Annotated in this window: 15 protein-coding genes and 3 tRNA genes; 15 read left to right on the forward strand and 3 right to left on the reverse strand. The window is 59.8% G+C overall.

All coding sequences use genetic code 11. The features are described from left to right. Positions 1 to 136: 136 nt before the first annotated feature. The gene (locus AC3WVQ_RS05385; protein ID WP_090294791.1) at positions 137 to 1,012 is read right to left on the reverse strand and encodes a TrmH family RNA methyltransferase; all 876 of its coding nucleotides are present in this window, start codon (positions 1,010 to 1,012) and stop codon (positions 137 to 139) included. Between the two features lie 217 nt (positions 1,013 to 1,229). On the opposite strand from AC3WVQ_RS05385, the gene AC3WVQ_RS05390 reads away from it, so the two are divergent. The 3 genes from AC3WVQ_RS05390 (at position 1,230) to tuf (ending at position 2,864) form a co-directional block, all read left to right on the forward strand. Further along, a tRNA-Tyr gene (locus AC3WVQ_RS05390) sits at positions 1,230 to 1,314 on the forward strand. Between the two features lie 23 nt (positions 1,315 to 1,337). Next, positions 1,338 to 1,411 (forward strand) — tRNA-Gly (locus tag AC3WVQ_RS05395). Positions 1,412 to 1,688: 277 nt separating this feature from the next. Then, complete coding sequence (gene tuf / locus AC3WVQ_RS05400; protein ID WP_034795467.1) at positions 1,689 to 2,864, forward strand: elongation factor Tu; 1,176 nt, start codon at positions 1,689 to 1,691, stop codon at positions 2,862 to 2,864. A gap of 15 nt (positions 2,865 to 2,879) precedes the next feature. Here the strand turns inward: tuf and AC3WVQ_RS05405 are convergent, their stop codons facing one another. Next, positions 2,880 to 3,416, reverse strand: a complete 537-nt coding sequence (locus tag AC3WVQ_RS05405) for a GrpB family protein (RefSeq protein ID WP_110819909.1) — start codon at positions 3,414 to 3,416, stop codon at positions 2,880 to 2,882. Between the two features lie 253 nt (positions 3,417 to 3,669). Between AC3WVQ_RS05405 and AC3WVQ_RS05410 the strand changes: the two genes are divergently transcribed. From AC3WVQ_RS05410 to rpoC, 9 genes are all read left to right on the forward strand, one after another. Beyond that, positions 3,670 to 3,745, forward strand: a tRNA-Trp gene (locus AC3WVQ_RS05410). A gap of 197 nt (positions 3,746 to 3,942) precedes the next feature. Beyond that, positions 3,943 to 4,143: a preprotein translocase subunit SecE gene (secE, locus tag AC3WVQ_RS05415; protein WP_034795473.1), complete on the forward strand. Its 201-nt coding sequence runs from the start codon at positions 3,943 to 3,945 to the stop codon at positions 4,141 to 4,143. A 16-nt stretch (positions 4,144 to 4,159) separates the two neighbouring features. Beyond that, entirely contained in the window at positions 4,160 to 4,690 is a 531-nt protein-coding gene (gene nusG / locus AC3WVQ_RS05420) for a transcription termination/antitermination protein NusG (RefSeq protein ID WP_034795476.1), read from the forward strand. A 208-nt stretch (positions 4,691 to 4,898) separates the two neighbouring features. Further along, on the forward strand, positions 4,899 to 5,330 hold the full coding sequence (gene rplK / locus AC3WVQ_RS05425; RefSeq protein WP_034795479.1) for a 50S ribosomal protein L11: 432 nt from the start codon (positions 4,899 to 4,901) through the stop codon (positions 5,328 to 5,330). 4 nt (positions 5,331 to 5,334) lie between these two features. Then, on the forward strand, positions 5,335 to 6,033 hold the full coding sequence (gene rplA, locus AC3WVQ_RS05430; protein WP_034795482.1) for a 50S ribosomal protein L1: 699 nt from the start codon (positions 5,335 to 5,337) through the stop codon (positions 6,031 to 6,033). A 330-nt stretch (positions 6,034 to 6,363) separates the two neighbouring features. After that, complete coding sequence (gene rplJ / locus AC3WVQ_RS05435; protein ID WP_034795485.1) at positions 6,364 to 6,882, forward strand: 50S ribosomal protein L10; 519 nt, start codon at positions 6,364 to 6,366, stop codon at positions 6,880 to 6,882. Between the two features lie 58 nt (positions 6,883 to 6,940). After that, a complete protein-coding gene (gene rplL, locus AC3WVQ_RS05440) occupies positions 6,941 to 7,318 on the forward strand; it encodes a 50S ribosomal protein L7/L12 (RefSeq protein WP_034795489.1) in 378 nt (125 codons plus the stop codon). A gap of 267 nt (positions 7,319 to 7,585) precedes the next feature. Beyond that, positions 7,586 to 11,725 carry a DNA-directed RNA polymerase subunit beta gene (rpoB, locus tag AC3WVQ_RS05445; protein ID WP_034795492.1) on the forward strand — a complete coding sequence of 1,380 codons (4,140 nt, stop codon included), beginning with the start codon at positions 7,586 to 7,588 and terminating at the stop codon, positions 11,723 to 11,725. Positions 11,726 to 11,909: 184 nt separating this feature from the next. Then, a complete protein-coding gene (rpoC, locus tag AC3WVQ_RS05450; protein ID WP_034795495.1) occupies positions 11,910 to 16,115 on the forward strand; it encodes a DNA-directed RNA polymerase subunit beta' in 4,206 nt (1,401 codons plus the stop codon). A 123-nt stretch (positions 16,116 to 16,238) separates the two neighbouring features. On the opposite strand, the gene AC3WVQ_RS05455 is transcribed toward rpoC, so the two are convergent. Next, positions 16,239 to 16,535 carry a hypothetical protein gene (locus AC3WVQ_RS05455; RefSeq protein WP_034795498.1) on the reverse strand — a complete coding sequence of 99 codons (297 nt, stop codon included), beginning with the start codon at positions 16,533 to 16,535 and terminating at the stop codon, positions 16,239 to 16,241. 567 nt (positions 16,536 to 17,102) lie between these two features. Between AC3WVQ_RS05455 and rpsL the strand changes: the two genes are divergently transcribed. The 3 genes from rpsL (at position 17,103) to fusA (ending at position 20,155) form a co-directional block, all read left to right on the forward strand. After that, positions 17,103 to 17,474 carry a 30S ribosomal protein S12 gene (gene rpsL / locus AC3WVQ_RS05460; protein WP_003507760.1) on the forward strand — a complete coding sequence of 124 codons (372 nt, stop codon included), beginning with the start codon at positions 17,103 to 17,105 and terminating at the stop codon, positions 17,472 to 17,474. Positions 17,475 to 17,551: 77 nt separating this feature from the next. Then, positions 17,552 to 18,022, forward strand: a complete 471-nt coding sequence (gene rpsG, locus AC3WVQ_RS05465) for a 30S ribosomal protein S7 (protein ID WP_034795512.1) — start codon at positions 17,552 to 17,554, stop codon at positions 18,020 to 18,022. Positions 18,023 to 18,055: 33 nt separating this feature from the next. Next, on the forward strand, positions 18,056 to 20,155 hold the full coding sequence (gene fusA / locus AC3WVQ_RS05470; RefSeq protein WP_034795515.1) for an elongation factor G: 2,100 nt from the start codon (positions 18,056 to 18,058) through the stop codon (positions 20,153 to 20,155). The last annotated feature ends 22 nt before the right edge of the window (positions 20,156 to 20,177 follow it).

The raw sequence follows: 20,177 nt of genomic DNA on the forward strand, positions 1-20,177 counted from the left end.
GCGATCCCACCGGAGCGGAAATTTTCACAGGCGCTGTTTCGCGTTACCGCCTCGGCTTTGGCGCCGTTGTCTGTGAGCTGCGGAGGATGCGGCCGCCGTGTTTTTGCGGTGAGGCCGCCCGGAACACCTGGTGATGTCAGCGCTTCAGATGCTGGCGCGCCGCATACATCGCGATCGCCGCTGCGTTCGATACGTTCAGCGACTTTATTGCGCCGGGCATGTCGAGCCGGGCAAGATCGTTGACGATCGAGCGGGTCTTCTGCCTAAGCCCCTTGCCCTCTGAGCCGAGAACGAGGGCGATCTTTTCGCCGCTGAATGTCCCTTCCAGCGGCTGCGGCCCTTCCGAATCAAGTCCGATCGTCTGGAAGCCCAGCCGATGCAGTTCCTCGATGGCATCGCCAAGGTTGGTGATCTGGATATAGGGGATCATCTCAAGCGCGCCGGAGGCCGATTTGGCGAGCACGCCCGATTCGGTCGGGCTGTGGCGCATGGTGGTGATCAGCGCGCCGGCATCGAAGGCGACGGCCGAGCGCATGATGGCGCCGACATTGTGCGGATCGGTCACCTGGTCGAGCACGAGAATCAGCGGGCAGTCGCGCAGAGCCTCGAGCCGGCGATGCGGCAGCGGGCGGGTCTCGAGCATCACGCCCTGGTGGATCGCGTCGGGACCGAGAATCTTGTCGAGATCCTGCGGCGTCACCGTTTCGACCGGGAAGGGCAGCGCCGAAAGCTCGCCGAGTTCCAGGCGGGCGGCCGCGTTCGGCGTAACGCTGAGGCGGATGACCGCGCGCGCCGGATTGTCCAGCGCCGCGCGAACCGTGTGCAGGCCATAGAGCAGAACCTGCTCGGGCGAGAGCGGCTGCGGCTTCCAGTCGGCCGGCGCCTTGCGGCGCTTGTCCTCTCTTGGCGTGGGGATTTCGCCACGTTCCCGCTTGGCGTCGCGATGCGCGCGCCGAAGGTTGGCGTAATGGGTGTCCTTGGCGCTCTTGTCGCCGGTGCGATCTTTGCTCATTGGCGTCTTATAGAGAGGTTGCGCGTGGGGCGAAACGGTTTTCAGCGCCGGGTCCATTTTTACGGCTGTGGAGAAAATCGGAAATTTTCCACTGACCCGTGTTGACAGGACGAAACGGGGCAGTCATATACCCGGCCACAGATCGAGAGCGGCACGGCCAAGTCGCTGGTTGTCTCACGATCTCAAATGCTTGGTCGAAAGATCCCGACAGAATAATGGAGGGATGCCCGAGTGGTTAAAGGGGACGGACTGTAAATCCGTTGGCTCAGCCTACGTTGGTTCAAATCCAACTCCCTCCACCATTCTGCTTCTGGATCGAAGGCCCGCGGGTATAGCTCAATGGTAGAGCAGCAGCCTTCCAAGCTGAATACGCGGGTTCGATTCCCGCTACCCGCTCCAATAGCGGCTTCCTCCTTCTTTTCGAATTAATGTAGCAAGTCAACGTTCATCGCTAAGCGTTTGAATGTTTTGCTGCGGCTACGATTCGTAGCTCGATAGCACCGAATCTTGTAGCGGCGTCGCGCGCTTCTTATATATCGGCAGGAAAAGGCCAGCGGCGGCCGGTCCGGGCGCGCGCAATTAAGTCTTGCGCAAATCCCCTGAAACCCTTAAACGGCTCCACAAACCGGCCCTGCCGGCTGATCATTATTCATACTTGACCACAGGAAACGTACCCATGGCAAAGAGCAAATTTGAGCGCAACAAGCCGCACGTTAACATTGGCACGATTGGCCACGTTGACCATGGCAAGACGTCGCTGACCGCAGCGATCACGAAGTACTTCGGCGAGTTCAAGGCGTACGACCAGATCGACGCTGCTCCGGAAGAAAAGGCCCGTGGTATCACGATTTCGACGGCGCACGTTGAGTATGAGACGCCGAACCGTCACTACGCTCACGTTGACTGCCCCGGCCACGCCGACTACGTCAAGAACATGATCACCGGTGCAGCGCAGATGGACGGCGCGATCCTGGTTTGCTCGGCTGCTGACGGCCCGATGCCGCAGACCCGCGAGCACATCCTGCTCGCTCGCCAGGTTGGCGTTCCGGCAATCGTCGTGTTCCTCAACAAGGTCGACCAGGTTGACGACGCCGAGCTTCTCGAGCTCGTCGAACTGGAAGTTCGCGAACTTCTGTCGTCCTACGAATTCCCGGGCGACGACATTCCGATCATCAAGGGCTCGGCTCTTGCTGCTCTGGAAGATTCGGACAAGAAGATCGGCGAAGACGCGATCCGCGAGCTGATGGCAGCTGTTGACGCTTACATCCCGACGCCTGAGCGTCCGATCGACCAGCCGTTCCTGATGCCGATCGAAGACGTGTTCTCGATCTCGGGCCGTGGTACGGTTGTGACCGGTCGCGTTGAGCGCGGCATCGTCAAGGTTGGCGAAGAAGTCGAAATCGTCGGCATCCGCGACACGTCGAAGACGACGGTTACGGGCGTTGAAATGTTCCGCAAGCTGCTCGACCAGGGCCAGGCCGGCGACAACATCGGCGCGCTGATCCGTGGTGTTAACCGTGACGGCGTCGAGCGTGGCCAGATCCTGTGCAAGCCGGGTTCGGTCAAGCCGCACAAGAAGTTCATGGCTGAAGCCTACATCCTGACGAAGGAAGAAGGCGGCCGTCATACGCCGTTCTTCACCAACTACCGTCCGCAGTTCTACTTCCGCACGACGGACGTGACGGGCATCGTGACGCTGCCGGAAGGCACGGAAATGGTTATGCCGGGCGACAACGTCACCGTTGCCGTTGAGCTGATCGTTCCGATCGCGATGGAAGAAAAGCTGCGCTTCGCAATCCGCGAAGGCGGCCGTACCGTCGGCGCAGGCATCGTTGCCTCGATCGTCGAGTAATCGACTGATTTCAGATCAGTAGAGAGGCCCCGCCGGCAACGGCGGGGCCTTTTTCGTTTCGGTTGTCGCCAGGACTTCGTCGATGAAGGCGCGCTTGCCGTGGGTGTAGATATCCCAATCGCCATTGGCCTGCTCTGCGAGTTGCCGCTTCAGGGCTTCGTAGCGGCTGGCGAGTTCGGGAGCGTCACGTAGCCGATCCCTGAGCACTAGACGTGCCGCATGGGCGGCGTTGTCGTCTCCACAGAGATAGAGCCGCGTGCCATAGGCAAGCGTTGCCATAGTAAACGTCCACAGGCCGCTTGCGTGCGGGTCGCCGTGAAAGGTGTAGCCTGCGTTGCAGAGGCGAGCGCTGAGCTCCGGCAGCTCCGCTACGTCCGCTACCACCGCATCGATATCGATCTTCGGCTTCGCGGCCAGTCCGGGTATCGCTGTGCTTCCGATGTGGTGGATCTCGCGGACGAAAGGCGAGAGCAGGGCGGTGATGGAAAGCGCCCGCGCCTCAAAGAGCGACGGCCAGAGAGGATCATATTCGACCAGCGTGATGCGCGACATGCGAATCGATTCCGGTAGGAGAGCTTCTGGCAGGATAGCGAATGCCCGCAGCGCCGCGACCATTTCTGAGTGACGAGGCAATGACTTGCCTTTTTTTTGGGGGCACTCCGGCCGGCAGGGCAGGGGATAGATGCGATTGAATGCGGATTTTTTCGGATCGGCGTTGAAAGGTGCTTGTCATCCTCCGGCAAACTGAATATGAAGCCGCTGACTTGAGGCGGCGAGACGTTGTTGAACGGGCACGCAGCCGAATAGGGGTATAGCTCAGTTGGTAGAGCGGCGGTCTCCAAAACCGCAGGTCGGGGGTTCGAGCCCCTCTGCCCCTGCCATTCCCTCCAGGCTTGCATAAGAGCTGAGGGTTCGGCAGAGTAAGTTTAAGGATCGGTTAGCCGGTCGACGAAATTCACAGAAAAGACTGATTGGCTCTTGTGGTTTTTAGAATCGGTCTTTATGTAGGGTCCAAACAGACACGCGGTGCGTGGGGCTGAATCATCGGCTTTACGCGCCGTAATGGCGTGAGCATTACATGGCATCCAAAACGAATCCGGTAACGTTTCTGCAGCAGGTTCGCTCTGAAACGTCGAAAGTGACCTGGCCCTCTCGGCGCGAGACGATGATCTCGACGCTGATGGTTTTTGTCATGGTCTTTTTTGCCGCTGCCTTCTTCTTTGCTGCGGACCAGTTGATGGGTTGGGCGATCGGCCTCATCCTCAACGTTGGCGCTTGATTGGGTGGAGGCTAGTATGGCTGCGCGCTGGTACATTGTTCACGCCTATTCGAACTTCGAAAAGAAGGTCGCTGAATCGATCGAGGAAAAGGCCAAACAGAAGGGTCTCGAGCACCTGTTCGAGAAGATTCTCGTGCCGACCGAGAAGGTTGTCGAAGTGCGTCGCGGCCGCAAGGTCGACGCCGAGCGCAAGTTCTTCCCGGGCTACGTTCTGGTTCGCGCCAACCTGACGGATGAGGCTTTCCATCTCATCAAGAACACGCCGAAGGTGACCGGTTTCCTCGGTACCGACAGCAAGCCGGTTCCGATTCCGGACCATGAAGCCGAGCGCATTCTCGGTCAGGTCCAGGATGGCGTCGAGCGTCCGAAGCCTTCGGTCTCGTTCGAGATCGGCGAGCAGGTTCGCGTCTCCGACGGTCCGTTCGCGTCGTTCAACGGCGTCGTTCAGGATGTCGACGAAGAGCGTTCGCGCCTCAAGGTCGAAGTTTCGATCTTCGGCCGCGCGACCCCGGTCGAGCTGGAATACGGTCAGGTCGAGAAGGTCTGATAAGGCCTTAAAAGGATAGGGTGGGTTTAGGCCCATTCTGGCGGAGAAATCCGCATGCGCGTGGAAGGATGCCGGCCTTAGCCGGGTCGGATGTTCCGTACCACGCAACCGCAGCCGCCGGCCATTGAGGTCGGCAAGAGCCGGGTAACTGGCATAACAGGTCCCTGGAGCGATCCGTCGCGAGGGGATTTCAGAAAGGCAGAGAGAAATGGCTAAGAAAGTTGCAGGCCAGCTCAAGCTGCAGGTGAAGGCTGGGGCGGCCAATCCGTCTCCGCCGATCGGTCCTGCGCTCGGTCAGCGTGGCATTAACATCATGGAATTCTGCAAGGCGTTCAATGCCGCCACGCAGGAAATGGAAAAGGGTATGCCGATCCCGGTCGTCATCACCTATTACCAGGACAAGTCCTTCACCTTCGTCATGAAGCAGCCGCCGGTCAGCTACTTCCTGAAGAAGGAAGCAAAGATCCAGTCCGGCTCGAAGACCCCCGGCAAGGGCGGTTCGGCTGGCAAGCTCACCAAGGCTCAGATCAAGTCGATCGCCGAAGCCAAGATGAAGGATCTCAATGCCGCCGATATCGAAGGCGCAATGGCCATGATCGAGGGCTCTGCCCGCGCTATGGGCCTGGAAGTGGTAGGCTAAGACCATGGCGAAGATTGCAAAGCGAGTACAGAAGTCCCGCGAGGGCGTTGACCCGACGAAGATCTACGGTCTCACCGAAGCCGTCTCGATGGTCAAGGAACGCGCAACTGCCAAGTTCGACGAAACCGTCGAAGTTGCGATGAACCTCGGCGTTGACCCGCGCCACGCTGACCAGATGGTCCGCGGCGTTGTCAACCTGCCGAACGGCACCGGCCGCTCGGTTCGCGTCGCCGTTTTCGCACGTGGCGCCAAGGCTGACGAAGCCAAGGCTGCTGGTGCTGACGTCGTTGGCGCAGAAGAGCTCGTCGAAATCGTCCAGGGCGGCAAGATCGATTTCGATCGCTGCATCGCCACCCCGGACATGATGCCGCTCGTCGGTCGCCTCGGTAAGGTTCTCGGCCCGCGTGGCATGATGCCGAACCCGAAGGTTGGCACGGTTACGATGGATGTCGCTGGTGCCGTCAAGGCTTCCAAGGGCGGCGCCGTTGAGTTCCGCGTCGAGAAGGCCGGTATCGTTCACGCTGGCATCGGCAAGGCGTCCTTCGACGCCAAGGCACTGGAAGAAAACATCCGTGCTTTCGCTGACGCCGTGATCAAGGCAAAGCCGACCGGCGCCAAGGGCAACTACGTCAAGCGCGTCGCGATTTCGTCGACCATGGGCCCGGGTCTCAAGATCGACCCGGCCACGCTCAGCGTCGCCTAAAGAATTTTCGGGCTTCGGCCCGGAAAAGAGTTTCCGGCCCTTCGGGGCCGGAAATCCGGATTTCGATCCGGAACTCCTGTCCGAGATTGCGGGTGGTTATACCTTAATCACTTCGGCCTGCATGAGACGGGTAAGATCTGAATTTCGCCATGACGCCGGAGGCGTCGAAATTCGGTTCGAACCTCGCTTGCCTTGTGTCAGACCCGGCTCTTCCGGGAACGCCAAGGGACAGGATCCTTAAGCGTTATCAGGGATCGAGCTCGATCTCGGGTGACAAAGGCAAACCCGATGGGGCTGCATTATTGCAACCCTGTCTACTGGAGACAGACAGTGGAAAGAGCGGAAAAACGCGAATTCGTCACGGAGCTGAACGAAGTCTTCAAGGCTTCCGGTTCGGTTGTCGTGGCCCACTATGCTGGTGTCACAGTTGCGCAGATGAACGACTTCCGTTCGAAGATGCGCGCTGCTGGCGGCACCGTCAAAGTCGCGAAAAACCGCCTGGCCAAGATCGCTCTTCAGGGCACCGAGTCGGAAGGGATGACCAATCTCTTCAAGGGTCAGACGCTGATCGCATACAGCGAAGACCCGATCACGGCTCCTAAGGTTGTCATGGATTTCGCCAAGACCAACGACAAGCTCGTTGTTCTCGGTGGCGCCATGGGCACGACCACGCTCAACGCCGAAGCAGTCAAGTCGCTTGCGACCCTGCCTTCGCTCGACGAGCTGCGCGCAAAGCTGCTGGGCCTTCTCAATGCCCCGGCAACCCGCGTCGCAACGGTTGTTCAGGCACCGGCAAGCCAGCTTGCTCGCGTGTTCTCGGCCTATGCCAAGAAGGACGAAGCCGCCTAAGGCGGATTTTCGCTGTTGTATTTAAAACCAGTTCGAACCGAACAAAAGGAAAAGTAAAATGGCTGATCTCGCAAAGATCGTTGAAGACCTCTCCTCGCTGACCGTTCTGGAAGCTGCTGAGCTTTCCAAGCTGCTCGAAGAGAAGTGGGGCGTTTCGGCTGCTGCTCCGGTAGCTGTCGCTGCTGCTGGCGGCGCTGCTGCTCCGGCTGCTGCTGAAGAAGAAAAGACCGAGTTTGACGTTATCCTCGTTGACGCTGGCGCCAACAAGATCAACGTCATCAAGGAAGTTCGCGGCATCACCGGCCTCGGCCTCAAGGAAGCCAAGGACCTGGTCGAAGGCGCTCCGAAGCCGGTTAAGGAAGCAGTTTCCAAGGCTGAAGCTGCTGACCTCAAGAAGAAGCTCGAAGACGCTGGCGCCAAGGTTGACGTCAAGTAATTCGGCTACATGCAAGGGGAGGTGGCCTTTTCAGGCCGCCTCTCTTTGACCGTTTTTAGAACATATTACCCAAAAGCCTGTCGAAAAACGGCTTTTGGGTAATGGGTTCTTCAAGAGGATGGTCTCGAACGGAAGGCAGCACAGCAATCCGCGCTGAGCGTTTTTCGTTGGTTGGACGAGATTGAACTACTCATTGATTGACGGGGTCGACTGGCCATCGGTTCCCGTCCGTTGCAGGCCCGGATGCAAGATTGACAAGGAGCGACGATGGCTCAGACCCTTTCGTTTAACGGTCGCAGGCGCGTACGCAAGTTTTTTGGTAAAATTCCAGAAGTCGCAGAAATGCCGAACCTCATCGAGGTTCAAAAGGCATCCTACGACCAGTTTCTGATGGTTGAAGAGCCCAAGGGCGGTCGCCCTGATGAAGGGCTCCAAGCTGTTTTCAAGTCCGTTTTCCCGATCAAGGACTTCTCGGGCGCATCGATGCTTGAATTCGTTTCGTACGAATTCGAGCCGCCGAAGTTCGACGTCGAAGAATGCCGTCAGCGCGATCTGACCTACGCAGCGCCGCTCAAGGTGACGCTGCGCCTCATCGTGTTCGATATCGACGAGGATACCGGCGCGAAGTCGATCAAGGACATCAAGGAACAGAACGTCTACATGGGCGACATGCCGCTCATGACCGACAACGGTACCTTCATCGTCAACGGCACCGAGCGCGTCATCGTTTCGCAGATGCACCGTTCGCCGGGCGTGTTCTTCGACCACGACAAGGGCAAGAGCCACTCGTCGGGCAAGCTGCTGTTTGCGGCCCGTGTCATTCCTTACCGCGGTTCCTGGCTCGACATCGAGTTCGATGCCAAGGATATCGTTCATGCCCGTATCGACCGTCGCCGCAAGATTCCGGTGACGTCGCTGCTGATGGCGCTCGGAATGGACGGCGAGGAAATCCTCGACACCTTCTACACGAAGTCGCTCTACCAGCGCGACGGCGAAGGCTGGCGCGTGCCGTTCCAGCCGGACGCCCTTAAGGGCCAGAAGGCCATCACCGAGATGGTCGACGCCGACACCGGCGAAGTCGTTGTCGAAGCCGGCAAGAAGCTGACCCCGCGTCTGCTGCGCCAGCTGCAGGAAAAGGGCCTGAAAGCGCTCAAGGCAACCAATGATGACCTCTACGGCAACTACCTTGCCGAAGACGTCGTCAACTACAGCACCGGCGAGATCTATCTCGAAGCCGGCGACGAAATCGACGAGAAGACCCTTCCGGTCATCCTCTCGGCTGGTTTCGACGAGATCCCGGTTCTCGACATCGACCACATCAATGTCGGCGCCTACATCCGCAACACGCTGACCGTAGACAAGAACGAGAACCGTCAGGACGCCCTGTTCGACATCTACCGCGTCATGCGTCCGGGTGAACCGCCGACCATGGATTCCGCGGAAGCCATGTTCAACACGCTGTTCTTCGATGCCGAGCGCTACGACCTTTCGGCCGTCGGTCGCGTCAAGATGAACATGCGTCTCGACCTCGAAGTTGCCGACACCGTGCGCATCCTGCGCAAGGAAGACATCCTGGCTGTCGTCAAGATGCTCGTCGAGCTGCGTGACGGCAAGGGCGAGATCGACGACATCGACAACCTCGGCAACCGCCGTGTTCGTTCGGTCGGCGAGCTCATGGAGAACCAGTACCGTCTCGGCCTGCTCCGCATGGAGCGCGCGATCAAGGAACGTATGTCCTCGATCGAAATCGACACGGTCATGCCGCAGGACCTGATCAACGCGAAGCCGGCTGCGGCCGCCGTTCGCGAGTTCTTCGGCTCCTCGCAGCTGTCGCAGTTCATGGACCAGGTGAACCCGCTTTCGGAAATCACCCACAAGCGCCGTCTTTCGGCTCTTGGCCCGGGTGGTCTGACCCGCGAGCGCGCCGGCTTCGAAGTCCGCGACGTTCACCCGACCCACTACGGCCGCATTTGCCCGATCGAAACGCCGGAAGGCCCGAACATCGGTCTGATCAACTCGCTTGCAACCTTTGCCCGCGTCAACAAGTACGGCTTCATCGAAAGCCCGTACCGCAAGATCGTTGACGGCAAGGTGACGAACGACGTCGTCTATCTCTCCGCAATGGAAGAGGCGAAGTACCACGTTGCCCAGGCAAACTCGGTTCTCGAGAACGATGGCTCGTTCGCTGAAGAGTTCGTTGTTTGCCGTCACGCCGGCGAAGTTATGCTGGCGCCGCGCGACAACATCAACCTGATGGACGTTTCGCCGAAGCAGCTCGTTTCGGTCGCAGCGGCGCTCATCCCGTTCCTCGAGAACGACGACGCCAACCGCGCACTGATGGGCTCGAACATGCAGCGTCAGGCCGTGCCGCTGCTGCGCGCCGAAGCACCGTTCGTCGGTACCGGCATGGAGCCGGTCGTTGCCCGTGACTCCGGCGCTGCTATTGCAGCCCGTCGTGGCGGTGTCGTCGACCAGGTTGACGCGACCCGTATCGTTATCCGCGCCACCGAAGACCTCGATCCGTCGAAGTCGGGCGTCGATATCTACCGTCTGCAGAAGTTCCAGCGCTCGAACCAGAACACCTGCGTCAACCAGCGCCCGCTGGTCACCGTCGGTGACATCCTGAACAAGGGCGACATCATCGCTGACGGTCCGTCGACCGACCTCGGTGACCTGGCTCTCGGCCGCAACGCGCTCGTCGCGTTCATGCCGTGGAACGGCTACAACTACGAAGACTCGATCCTGCTCTCCGAGCGGATCGTGCGCGACGACGTGTTCACCTCCATCCACATCGAAGAATTCGAAGTGATGGCGCGTGACACCAAGCTGGGTCCGGAAGAAATCACCCGCGACATTCCGAACGTTTCGGAAGAAGCGCTGCGCAACCTTGACGAAGCCGGTATCGTTTATATCGGTGCAGAGGTTCAGCCGGGTGACATCCTCGTCGGCAAGATCACGCCGAAGGGCGAAAGCCCGATGACGCCGGAAGAAAAGCTTCTGCGCGCCATCTTCGGTGAAAAGGCCTCCGACGTTCGCGACACCTCGATGCGCATGCCCCCGGGCACCTTCGGTACCGTCGTCGAAGTTCGCGTCTTCAACCGCCACGGCGTTGAGAAGGACGAGCGCGCGATGGCGATCGAGCGCGAGGAAATCGAACGCCTCGCCAAGGACCGCGACGACGAACAGGCGATCCTGGACCGCAACGTCTACGCCCGTCTCGTCGACATGCTGCGTGGCCACACGGCCGTTGCCGGCCCGAAGGGCTTCAAGAAGGGCACCGAGCTTTCGAACCTCGTCGTCAGCGAATACCCCCGCTCGCAGTGGTGGATGTTCGCCGTCGAAGACGAAAAGGCTCAGGGCGAGATCGAAGCTCTGCGCGCCCAGTACGACGAATCCAAGTCGCGCCTCGAACAGCGCTTCATGGACAAGGTCGAGAAGGTCCAGCGCGGCGACGAAATGCCTCCGGGCGTCATGAAGATGGTCAAGGTCTTCGTCGCTGTGAAGCGCAAGATCCAGCCGGGTGACAAGATGGCCGGCCGTCACGGCAACAAGGGCGTCGTGTCGCGTATCGTACCGATCGAAGACATGCCGTTCCTGGAAGACGGCACACATGTCGACGTCGTTCTGAACCCGCTCGGCGTGCCTTCGCGCATGAACGTCGGCCAGATCCTCGAAACCCACCTTGGCTGGGCTTGCGCCGGCATGGGTCAGAAGATCGGCGCGATGCTCGACGCCTACAAGGCAGGTGCCGATATCCAGCCGTTGCGCGATACCATCGACAGCGTCATCGGGTCGGGCCCGAAGGGTGAGCCGATCAAGCAGTACGACGACGAGTCGATCGTGCGCCTGGCCGAGCAGACCCGTCGCGGCGTTTCGATCGCAACGCCGGTCTTCGACGGTGCTGTCGAAGCCGACGTCAACGAGATGCTGGAGCAGGCAGGTCTGAAGGTGACCGGTCAGTCGACGCTCTATGACGGCCGTACCGGCGATCAGTTCGACCGCCAGGTGACCGTGGGCTACATCTACATGTTGAAGCTCAACCACTTGGTCGACGACAAGATCCACGCCCGTTCGATCGGTCCGTACTCGCTCGTCACCCAGCAGCCGCTCGGTGGTAAGGCGCAGTTCGGCGGTCAGCGCTTCGGGGAAATGGAGGTCTGGGCGCTCGAAGCGTACGGCGCCGCCTACACCCTGCAGGAAATGCTGACGGTCAAGTCGGACGACGTTGCCGGTCGTACCAAGGTCTACGAAGCGATCGTCCGTGGCGACGATACCTTCGAAGCGGGCATTCCGGAGAGCTTCAACGTTCTCGTCAAGGAAATGCGCTCGCTGGGCCTTTCGGTCGAGCTCGAAAACTCGAAGGTCGACGAGGCTGGCGCGGCGCAGTTGCCCGACGCAGCCGAGTAAAGAGACCCAAGGTGCGTGCCGCTCATGCGGCGCGCACCGTTTCCGCCGGGAGACGCTGACGTCTCCGGCAGGAACGAAGCCGCAGCCAATGCGGTTTTAGCTGTTTATGGGGCAGGGGCCGGCGCCCGGGATTTGTCGGCACCCTCGCCAAGCTCAGGGCGTAAAGCCCGTAAAGGAGACAGGCATGAACCAAGAGGTCATGAATCTTTTCAATCCGCAGGTGCCTGCACAGACCTTCGATTCCATTCGGATTTCGATCGCCTCGCCGGAGAAGATTCTTTCCTGGTCTTACGGTGAGATCAAGAAGCCGGAGACGATCAACTACCGCACGTTCAAGCCGGAACGCGACGGTCTGTTCTGCGCGCGCATCTTTGGACCGATCAAGGACTACGAGTGCCTGTGCGGCAAGTACAAGCGCATGAAGTACAAGGGCATCATCTGCGAAAAGTGCGGCGTCGAAGTGACGTTGTCGCGCGTTCGCCGTGAGCGCATGGGCCACATCGAGCTCGCCGCTCCCGTTGCCCACATCTGGTTCCTGAAGTCGCTGCCGAGCCGCATTTCGACGCTGCTCGACATGACGCTGAAGGATGTCGAGCGCGTTCTGTACTTCGAAAACTACATCGTCACCGAGCCGGGTCTGACGTCGCTGAAGGAAAACCAGCTTCTCAGCGAAGAAGACTACATGCTCGCCGTCGACGAGTTCGGCGAAGACCAGTTCACCGCCATGATCGGCGCCGAAGCGATCTACGAGATGCTCGCTTCGATGAACCTGGAAAAGATCGCCGGCGACCTGCGCGCCGAGCTCGCTGAGACGACCTCGGATCTGAAGCAGAAGAAGCTGATGAAGCGGCTGAAGATCGTCGAGAACTTCATGGATTCCGGCAACCGTCCGGAATGGATGATCATGAAGGTCGTTCCGGTGATCCCCCCGGACCTGCGTCCGCTCGTGCCGCTCGACGGCGGCCGTTTCGCGACCTCGGATCTGAACGATCTCTATCGCCGCGTCATCAACCGTAACAACCGTCTGAAGCGCCTGATCGAACTGCGCGCCCCGGGCATCATCATCCGCAACGAAAAGCGCATGCTGCAGGAATCCGTCGATGCGCTGTTCGACAACGGCCGTCGTGGCCGCGTCATCACCGGCGCCAACAAGCGTCCGCTGAAGTCGCTGTCCGACATGCTCAAGGGCAAGCAGGGCCGCTTCCGTCAGAACCTGCTTGGCAAGCGCGTCGACTATTCCGGCCGTTCGGTCATCGTGACCGGTCCGGAACTGAAGCTGCACCAGTGCGGCCTGCCGAAGAAGATGGCGCTCGAGCTGTTCAAGCCGTTCATCTACGCGCGTCTTGACGCCAAGGGCTTCTCGTCCACCGTCAAGCAGGCAAAGAAGCTCGTCGAAAAGGAAAAGCCGGAAGTCTGGGATATCCTCGACGAGGTCATCCGCGAGCACCCGGTTCTCCTGAACCGTGCGCCGACGTTGCACCGCCTGGGCATCCAGGCCTTCGAACCGACCCTGGTCGAAGGCAAGGCGATCCAGCTGCACCCGCTCGTCTGCACGGCCTTCAACGCCGACTTCGACGGTGACCAGATGGCCGTTCACGTGCCGCTGTCGCTCGAAGCTCAGCTCGAAGCCCGCGTGCTGATGATGTCGACCAACAACATTCTGCACCCGGCAAACGGCGCGCCGATCATCGTTCCGTCGCAGGACATGGTTCTCGGTCTCTATTACTTGTCGATCCTGAACCAGAACGAGCCGGGCGAAGGCATGGCGTTCTCGGACATGGGCGAGTTGCACCACGCGCTCGAAACCAAGGCCGTGACGCTGCACGCCAAGATCCGTGGCCGCTTCAAGACCGTCGACGCCGAGGGCAACCCGGTTTCGAAGATCTATGAAACCACGCCTGGCCGCATGATCATCGGCGAGCTGCTGCCGCGCAACGTCAACGTGCCGTTCGACACCTGCAACCAGGAAATGACCAAGAAGAACATCTCCAAGATGATCGACACGGTCTACCGTCATTGCGGCCAGAAGGACACGGTCATCTTCTGCGACCGCATCATGCAGCTCGGCTTCGCCCATGCCTGCCGCGCCGGCATTTCGTTCGGCAAGGACGACATGGTCATTCCGGACACCAAGGTGAAGATCGTCGGCGACACTGAAGCGCTCGTGAAGGAATACGAGCAGCAGTACAACGACGGCCTCATCACCCAGGGCGAAAAGTACAACAAGGTTGTCGACGCCTGGGGCAAGGCTACGGAAAAGGTCGCCGAAGAAATGATGGCCCGCATCAAGGCGGTCGAGTTCGACGACAATGGTCGCCAGAAGCCGATGAACTCGATCTACATGATGTCGCACTCGGGTGCTCGTGGTTCTCCGAACCAGATGCGCCAGCTGGGCGGCATGCGTGGCCTCATGGCCAAGCCGTCGGGCGAAATCATCGAGACGCCGATCATCTCGAACTTCAAGGAAGGCCTGACCGTTAACGAGTACTTCAACTCGACCCACGGTGCCCGTAAGGGTCTGGCAGACACCGCCTTGAAGACAGCGAACTCCGGTTACCTGACCCGCCGTCTCGTCGACGTCGCGCAGGATTGCATCGTCAACTCCGTCGATTGCGGCACCGACAAGGGCCTCACCATGACGGCGATCGTCGATGCCGGTCAGGTCGTGGCTTCGCTTGGCGCTCGTATTCTCGGTCGTACGGCTTTGGACGACATCGATCACCCGGTCACGGGCGCTCGCATCGTCGACGCCGGCCGGATGATCCTTGAACCGGATGTCATCGAGATCGAGAAGGCTGGTATTCAGTCGATCCGCATCCGCTCGGCGCTGACCTGCGAAATCCAGACGGGCGTTTGCGGCGTCTGCTACGGCCGCGACCTGGCTCGTGGTACGCCGGTCAACATGGGCGAAGCGGTTGGCGTTATCGCCGCACAGTCGATCGGTGAACCGGGCACCCAGCTCACCATGCGTACCTTCCACTTGGGTGGTACGGCGACCGTGGTTGACCAGTCGTTCCTGGAAGCGTCCTACGAAGGTACGGTTCAGATCAAGAACCGCAACATGCTGCGCAACTCTGACGGCGTTCTCGTCGCTATGGGTCGTAACATGGCCGTCCAGATCCTGGATGAACGTGGCGTCGAGCGGTCCTCGCAGCGCGTTGCCTACGGTTCGAAGATCCTCGTCGACGACGGCGACAAGGTGAAGCGCGGTCAGCGTCTCGCCGAATGGGACCCCTACACCCGTCCGATGATGACGGAAGTGGAAGGTACCGTTCACTTCGAAGACGTCGTCGACGGCATCTCGGTTCTGGAAGCGACCGACGAGTCCACCGGCATCACCAAGCGTCAGGTTATCGATTGGCGTTCGACGCCGCGCGGTACGGACCTGAAGCCGGCGATCGTCATCAAGGACAAGAACGGCGCAGTCATGAAGCTGTCGCGTGGTGGCGACGCCCGCTTCATGCTTTCGGTTGACGCCATTCTGTCGGTCGAACCGGGCACGAAGGTTTCGCAGGGTGACGTGCTTGCACGTTCGCCGCTCGAAAGCGCCAAGACCAAGGACATCACCGGTGGTCTGCCTCGCGTTGCCGAACTGTTCGAAGCACGTCGTCCGAAGGATCACGCCATCATCGCTGAGATCGATGGTACGATCCGCTTCGGCCGCGACTACAAGAACAAGCGTCGCGTTCTGATCGAGCCGGCGGAAGACGGTGTCGAGCCGGTCGAATACCTGATCCCGAAGGGCAAGCCCTTCCATCTTCAGGATGGCGACTACATCGAAAAGGGCGACTACATCCTCGACGGCAACCCGGCGCCACACGACATCCTGGCGATCAAGGGCGTGGAAGCACTTGCTTCCTACCTGGTCAACGAAATCCAGGAAGTCTACCGACTGCAGGGCGTTGTCATCAACGACAAGCACATCGAGGTGATCGTCCGTCAGATGCTGCAGAAGGTTGAAATCACCGACGCCGGTGACTCGACCTACATCGTCGGCGACAACGTCGACCGCATCGAGCTCGAAGACGTCAACGACGGCCTGATCGAACAGGGCAAGAAGCCGGCTTACGGCGATCCGGTCCTGCTCGGCATCACCAAGGCCTCGCTGCAGACGCCGTCGTTCATCTCGGCAGCGTCGTTCCAGGAGACCACGAAGGTCCTGACGGAAGCCGCAATCGCCGGCAAGACCGACGGCCTGCAGGGTCTGAAGGAAAACGTCATCGTCGGCCGTCTGATCCCGGCCGGTACCGGCGGCACGATGACCCAGATCCGTCGCATCGCAACCGCGCGCGACGAAATGATCCTGGAAGAGCGTCGTCGCGGCACCGGTGCAGACGTGGCAACGCCGATGCTCGCCGATCTCGCAAGCGAGAACGCGGCAGCCGAATAATGGGGGAGGGCGTGTTCGCCCTCCAACCTCACAAAAGAAGAAGCCGCCGAGAGCGATCTCGGCGGCTTCTTCTTTTGCAAATACGGTCTTGGGAGCTGGTGCGATGGGCTGTCTTGCAGCGTCTCAGCTGAAGCGGATGATCGCGACTTCGCCTTCGAGCGCACCCTGATAGGCGGACGCGTGCGGCTCTTCGCTCGGAACGTCGGTCAATGTGCCGATCTGGTCCAGGTCGGCCTCGAGAAAACCTTCTTCTGCAAGCGCGTTGAGCGCTTCGCGTACCGCGGTATCGTCGTCGGGCGCCTTCAGCATTACGTGAATGTCCACGCCGTCCTCGTCGCCGTCGGTCTCGTAGGCCTTGCCGATGATGATGAACACCATCGGCTCGTCCGGGGCATTGTCGTTGTCTGGGGTGACGGCCATTTTGTTTCCTTTCGAATGGGTTTGGTGCGACCTTAGCTTCCTTTTTGAATCAGCGCGATGGAAATGCAATGCCGCGCGGACGCTTCCGTTGAGAGCGAGTCGATCATCGTGGAAAACCCCCACAAAGTGGTTGCCGATTCCTTAATCCCGTCAGACACTCCGGGCACAGAAGGGCAGATGAGGCGGGCGCCAGGCGCCAAACCATGTGCAAAAGCCTTGTTTTTCAGGCATGCCGGGCGCACGCGTCCGGGAATATTTCTTAATTGCCCTTGACTGTTCGCCTTGAAATCAGTACACCCCGCCGCATCGGAGCCCATGTGAGGCTGGCTGGTTCGGAACGTCGCGTTCTGAAGTTCGCCTCAAACAAGGTTCGAAACGCACGCTGACGACTACAATGCTGCACGCACGACGCACGAAATAGTGCGTCCTCTGCTTTATTTGGGGCCATCTGCGGAAAAGGCGGATCGGCCCTTGTTTTGCGCATTTCATGAGGCGTTCGAAACTGCCGGCGACGGCAACGATCCGCCCGCAAGGGTAATGTGACAAGATTTTGCAAGGGATGGGTATATGCCTACCGTAAACCAGCTGATCCGTAAGCCTCGTCAGGCACAGGTAAAGCGCAACAAGGTTCCTGCTCTGCAGGAAAACCCGCAGAAGCGTGGCGTTTGCACCCGCGTTTACACGACGACCCCGAAGAAGCCGAACTCGGCTCTGCGTAAGGTTGCCAAGATTCGCCTGACGAACGGCTTCGAAGTCATCGGCTACATTCCGGGTGAAGGCCACAACCTTCAGGAACACTCGGTCGTGATGATCCGTGGCGGCCGCGTTAAGGACCTTCCGGGTGTTCGTTATCACATCATCCGCGGTGTTCTCGATACCCAGGGCGTCAAGAACCGCAAGCAGCGCCGTTCGAAGTACGGTGCGAAGCGTCCGAAGTAATTCGGTTTTGAAAATCCCGGCGCTGCGCGAGGTCCTCCGCGTGGTAGAGCGCTAAATAGTTTGAAGAGACGAGAAGTATGTCCAGACGTCATAGAGCAGAAAAGCGTGAGATCAACCCGGATCCGAAGTTCGGTGATCTGGTTGTTACGAAGTTCATGAATGCGATCATGCTGCACGGCAAGAAGTCGGTCGCTGAAACCATCGTTTACGGTGCGTTCGATGCGGTTCAGGCCAAGCTGAAGCAGGAGCCGATCGCTGTATTCCATTCCGCGCTCGACAACATCGCGCCGCACGTTGAAGTGCGTTCGCGTCGCGTTGGTGGTGCAACCTACCAGGTTCCGGTCGACGTTCGTCCGGAGCGTCGCCAGGCTCTCGCCATCCGTTGGCTGATCACGGCTGCACGCAAGCGCAACGAAACGACCATGGTTGATCGCCTCTGCGGCGAACTCATGGACGCAGCGAACAACCGTGGTAGCGCCGTGAAGAAGCGCGAAGACACGCACAAGATGGCTGATGCCAACCGTGCGTTCTCGCACTATCGCTGGTAATTCTGGCGCGAACGTCTCAAGAGGCAGTCCACTATGGCACGCGAATACAAAATCGAAGACTACCGTAACTTCGGTATCATGGCGCACATCGACGCCGGCAAGACCACGACGACCGAGCGCATTCTCTACTACACCGGCAAGTCCCACAAGATCGGCGAAGTCCACGACGGCGCCGCTACCATGGACTGGATGGAGCAGGAACAGGAACGCGGCATCACGATCACGTCTGCTGCGACGACCACCTTCTGGAAGGGTCGTGACGGCAAGGCTCGCCGCTTCAACATCATCGACACCCCCGGCCACGTTGACTTCACCATCGAAGTCGAGCGTTCGCTGCGCGTTCTCGACGGCGCCATCGCGCTGCTCGACGCCAACGCCGGTGTTGAGCCGCAGACGGAAACCGTCTGGCGTCAGGCGGAAAAGTACAACGTTCCGCGCATGATCTTCTGCAACAAGATGGACAAGACCGGCGCGGACTTCTACCGCTCGGTCGAGATGATCAAGACCCGTCTGGGCGCGATCGCCGTCGTCATGCAGCTGCCGATCGGCGCTGAAACCGAGTTCAAGGGTGTTATCGACCTGGTCGAGATGAACGCTCTCGTCTGGCGCGACGAATCGCTCGGCGCCCAGTGGGACGTCGTCGAGATTCCGGACGACATGAAGGACAAGGCCGAAGAATATCGCGAGAAGCTGATCGAGACCGTTGTCGAGATCGACGAAGCCGCGATGGAAGCCTACCTCGAAGGCAACATGCCCTCGAACGACAAGATCCGCGAACTCGTTCGCCGCGGCACCATCGACGTGAAGTTCCACCCGATGTTCTGCGGTACCGCGTTCAAGAACAAGGGCGTTCAGCCGCTTCTCGACGCGGTTGTCGACTACCTGCCGTCGCCGCTCGACATTCCGGCGATCAAGGGCATCGACGCCAAGACCGAAGCCGAGATCGAGCGTCACGCTGACGACGCCGAGCCGCTTTCGATGCTCGCGTTCAAGATCATGAACGACCCCTTCGTCGGTTCGCTGACCTTCGCACGCATCTATTCGGGCAAGCTCGAAAAGGGCTCGTCTGTCATGAACACGGTCAAGGACAAGCGCGAGCGCGTCGGCCGTATGCTGCAGATGCACTCGAACTCGCGTGAAGACATCGAAGAAGCCTTCGCAGGCGACATCGTTGCTCTTGCCGGTCTCAAGGAAACCACCACGGGTGACACGCTTTGCGATCCGCTGAAGCCGGTTATCCTCGAGCGCATGGAATTCCCGGAGCCGGTCATCCAGATCGCGATCGAGCCGAAGTCCAAGGGCGACCAGGAAAAGATGGGCCTCGCGCTCAACCGCCTGGCAGCTGAAGACCCGTCGTTCCGCGTCAAGACCGACCAGGAATCCGGCCAGACGATCATCGCTGGCATGGGCGAACTTCACCTCGACATCATCGTCGACCGTATGCGTCGCGAGTTCAAGGTTGAAGCCAACGTCGGTGCTCCGCAGGTTGCCTACCGCGAAACCATCACGCGTCAGCACGAAGAAGACTACACGCACAAGAAGCAGTCCGGTGGTACCGGTCAGTTCGCGCGCGTCAAGATCGTGTTCGAACCGAACCCGGATGGCGAAGATTTCGTCTTCGAATCCAAGATCGTCGGTGGTGCTGTTCCGAAGGAATACATCCCGGGCGTTCAGAAGGGTATCGAAAGCGTTCTGTCTTCGGGTCCGCTCGCTGGCTTCCCGATGCTCGGCGTCAAGGCGACGCTCATCGACGGTGCATTCCACGACGTCGACTCGTCGGTTCTCGCCTTCGAAATCGCATCGCGTGCTTGCTTCCGTGAAGCGGCCAAGAAGGCTGGTGCACAGCTTCTCGAGCCGATGATGAAGGTCGAAGTCGTAACGCCGGAAGACTACGTCGGCGACGTTATCGGCGACCTGAACTCCCGCCGTGGCCAGATCCAGGGCCAGGAATCGCGTGGCGTTGCCGTTGTGATCAACGCAAACGTTCCGCTGGCGAACATGTTCAAGTACGTCGACAACCTGCGCTCCATGTCTCAGGGCCGCGCGCAGTACACGATGACCTTCGATCACTACGCGCCGGTTCCGTCGAACGTCGCGCAGGAAATCCAGGCGAAGTATTCCGGTCAGAAGTGACCGGAATACCAAGACGCTGACA

The organism is Ensifer sp. EB106-05-01-XG146 (assembly GCF_058791875.1).

What these genes read in the sequence shown, in the direction of transcription:
- AC3WVQ_RS05385 (WP_090294791.1), bottom strand. Translation starts at nt 1,012, where the DNA reads ATGAGCAAAGATCGCACCGGCGACAAGAGCGCCAAGGACACCCATTAC.
- tuf (WP_034795467.1), top strand. Translation starts at nt 1,689, where the DNA reads ATGGCAAAGAGCAAATTTGAGCGCAACAAGCCGCACGTTAACATTGGC.
- AC3WVQ_RS05405 (WP_110819909.1), bottom strand. Translation starts at nt 3,416, where the DNA reads ATGTCGCGCATCACGCTGGTCGAATATGATCCTCTCTGGCCGTCGCTC.
- secE (WP_034795473.1), top strand. Translation starts at nt 3,943, where the DNA reads ATGGCATCCAAAACGAATCCGGTAACGTTTCTGCAGCAGGTTCGCTCT.
- nusG (WP_034795476.1), top strand. Translation starts at nt 4,160, where the DNA reads ATGGCTGCGCGCTGGTACATTGTTCACGCCTATTCGAACTTCGAAAAG.
- rplK (WP_034795479.1), top strand. Translation starts at nt 4,899, where the DNA reads ATGGCTAAGAAAGTTGCAGGCCAGCTCAAGCTGCAGGTGAAGGCTGGG.
- rplA (WP_034795482.1), top strand. Translation starts at nt 5,335, where the DNA reads ATGGCGAAGATTGCAAAGCGAGTACAGAAGTCCCGCGAGGGCGTTGAC.
- rplL (WP_034795489.1), top strand. Translation starts at nt 6,941, where the DNA reads ATGGCTGATCTCGCAAAGATCGTTGAAGACCTCTCCTCGCTGACCGTT.
- rpoB (WP_034795492.1), top strand. Translation starts at nt 7,586, where the DNA reads ATGGCTCAGACCCTTTCGTTTAACGGTCGCAGGCGCGTACGCAAGTTT.
- rpoC (WP_034795495.1), top strand. Translation starts at nt 11,910, where the DNA reads ATGAACCAAGAGGTCATGAATCTTTTCAATCCGCAGGTGCCTGCACAG.
- AC3WVQ_RS05455 (WP_034795498.1), bottom strand. Translation starts at nt 16,535, where the DNA reads ATGGCCGTCACCCCAGACAACGACAATGCCCCGGACGAGCCGATGGTG.
- rpsL (WP_003507760.1), top strand. Translation starts at nt 17,103, where the DNA reads ATGCCTACCGTAAACCAGCTGATCCGTAAGCCTCGTCAGGCACAGGTA.
- rpsG (WP_034795512.1), top strand. Translation starts at nt 17,552, where the DNA reads ATGTCCAGACGTCATAGAGCAGAAAAGCGTGAGATCAACCCGGATCCG.
- fusA (WP_034795515.1), top strand. Translation starts at nt 18,056, where the DNA reads ATGGCACGCGAATACAAAATCGAAGACTACCGTAACTTCGGTATCATG.